The sequence below is a fragment of the Microcystis sp. M53598_WE2 genome, from assembly GCF_030067735.1.
Classification (GTDB): Bacteria; Cyanobacteriota; Cyanobacteriia; order Cyanobacteriales; family Microcystaceae; genus Microcystis; species Microcystis aeruginosa.
The window spans coordinates 1-2,429 of sequence record NZ_JASJFE010000864.1; the positions used below are offsets into that span (position 1 = coordinate 1).

The following is a 2,429-nucleotide window of genomic DNA, read 5'->3' on the forward strand; positions in this document are numbered from 1 at the left end:
GGACTTTATAAAATGGGAACAAATCAGTTGTTAAATGCCGATGTCAATGGGGCATTTAACATCATTAGAAAAGTAATTCCTGATGTCATTGACCAGGGAATAAAGGGTTTGCCGTTTAACCCTGTAGTGCTTGACCCACTTGTTAGTGAGCCAGTCGAACTACGAATGACTAAGCTTTCAGGCTTTTAAGTAAGTTTGAGTAAGTTTAGTTGAGCGGTTAATCTAGGATTAGCTCCTGATAACGGCTGTAGAGAGGACAAAAATATGATAGCGACAATAATCGATCGCCTTACGGAAACCAACCCGCAAATTATGCGAGAATGGCAAGGAAGATTAACCCCGAAAAATATCTCGATCGCCTCGATTATCTCCCTAGTTGGTCAATTATTAGTTTATTTATACTATCAAAATCTGCTGCCGGTAGGGGCGGGAGTTAGTCGTTACTGTACTGCTAATCCCCCCGGTAGCAATGACTATTATCCCTTATCCTATCCCTATAATGGGATTAGTTATCCCTCTAGTGAGTTTAAATCCTGTATCCAAGACCTAAATGGTCAATGGATGATTATCTCCCGGTTATGGTGGTTAGATATCTTCACTTTTCTGAGTATTACCAGCATTTTCGCTCTTTTAGTGGTGGGAACCTATCAATTAATTGCCGATCTTTCCGGGGAAGAGCGCCGGGGTACACTTAATTTTATCCGTCTGAGTCCCCAACCCGCCAAAACGATTTTTATCGGCAAAATTTTCGGGGTTCCCATTCTCCTCTATCTCGTCTGTCTTCTCGCTTTACCCTTTCACTTGGGGGCGGGTTTATTAGCAGGTATTCCCTTGTCGTTAATTTTAGCCTTCTACGCGGTTTTGATCGCTAGTTGTGCCTTTTTCTATCATGCCGCCCTTAGTTTCGCTTTAGCCACGCCATGGTTAGGGGGATTTCAACCCTGGTTAGGCAGTGCTACGGTCTTATTCTTTGTGTTTTATAGCAGTATTTTTACTTTATCGGGCCCTAACGGTCGTACCCCCTTTGATTGGTTAATTCTCTTTAATCCTAGTTTTGTCCTCCCCTATCTAGTTAAATCTACCTTTCTCCCCCCCGATGCGGTACGTTATCTAGGAATCTCACAAATCTTCGATCTGCGTTGGTACGGTCAATCTCTCTGGCAATCGGTTATAGTGGGTATTAGCTTAATTTTGCTCAATTTTGCCCTCTGTACCTACGGGTTAACCAGAATTCTCCAGCGTCGCTTCCATAATCCCCTCGCTACTCTTATTAGTAAACCCCAAAGTTACTGGATGATGGGCTGTTTTAGTGCTATTAGCCTAGGTTTTGTCTTCCAAACTCTGGAACCGAGCTATATTTTCGATAATTTTGTGATTCTTAGCGTTTTTGTGGCAATTTTTGGCTTGTTAATCCTTTTTGCCCTCACTCCCCCCCGTCAAACTCTCCAAGATTGGGCGCGCTATCGTCATCTGCAAGGAAAAAAGGGCATTAGTCTGGGGAAAGCTTTAATCTTTGGCGAAAAAAGTCCTTCTACCCTAGCCATGGCTGTTAACGTCGCTATTGCTATTTTATTCATCCTTCCCGCTATTTTTATCGCCCCTCTCGATCAATATAAACTAGCCACTGCAGCCGGGTTTCTCTTGGCAATGAACATGATTTTAGTCTATGCCGCTATCGCCCAATTATTGATGTTAGCCAGCACAAATAAACGCGCTTTGCTGGCAGCTACTAGCATCGGCATTTTGATTATTTTCCCCTTCCTCTGTTTTGCTGTCTTGAGAGTTAATCCCAGTCAATCTCCGCTTTTATGGTTTTTTACTTTTCTTCCCATTGCCGCTACTAAATACGCTACACTTCCCTCTTTCGCTTTAGCAATCTTCACTCAGTGGTTGGGTTTAACCCTCCTCGGATGGCAAATTAATCGGCAATTAAATCGCCTTGGTGCCTCGGCAACTAAAGCGTTAATCCCGGGCTGAAAAATGCCGACTCAAAGGGGAGATTAAATAATATCTCTGCCCACAATTCTCTCCCCTTGAGTGTCGGTTAAATTTTTTTCCCAAAAAGCTTGACAAAACCCCGCAACTTGACAGATAATTTCTTATAGAATGGGAATCCGTGTCAGCCTGCGACCCCCCTCTTTTCAGGTCAAATAAAGCCCAAAAAAATTAACCCCAAAAAGTAGGGGGAGTTAATTTCAGTTCCGGTGCTGATTAGGAGCATCTTTCAATTTGACAACGCCTATTGTAGGGCTAATTCATGAATTAGCCCTACACCTAGTGATTTCAGTTCCGGTGCTGATTAGGAGCATCTTTCAATTTGACAACGCCACATTTTTACCCCACCACCGATAAACTATCAACAATTAGCGAGGGAGTATAACAGGAGCCATTCCATTGATTATCGGCCCCCAGAGCGATTAAATTCTGCA

At 43.1% G+C, this 2,429-nt stretch carries 1 protein-coding gene and 1 pseudogene; both read left to right on the forward strand.

Going from position 1 to position 2,429, the window contains the following annotated elements:
* Nucleotides 1-189, forward strand: a pseudogene (locus PX636_RS17490) (RNA-guided endonuclease TnpB family protein); the annotation flags it as partial.
* Nucleotides 190-264: 75 nt separating this feature from the next.
* Nucleotides 265-1,977 carry a hypothetical protein gene (locus PX636_RS17495; protein WP_288118073.1) on the forward strand — a complete coding sequence of 571 codons (1,713 nt, stop codon included), beginning with the start codon at nucleotides 265-267 and terminating at the stop codon, nucleotides 1,975-1,977.
* Nucleotides 1,978-2,429 lie beyond the last annotated feature (452 nt).

Excerpts from the sequence above, each read along its gene's own strand:
- PX636_RS17495 (WP_288118073.1), top strand. The coding sequence starts at position 265 with ATGATAGCGACAATAATCGATCGCCTTACGGAAACCAACCCGCAAATT.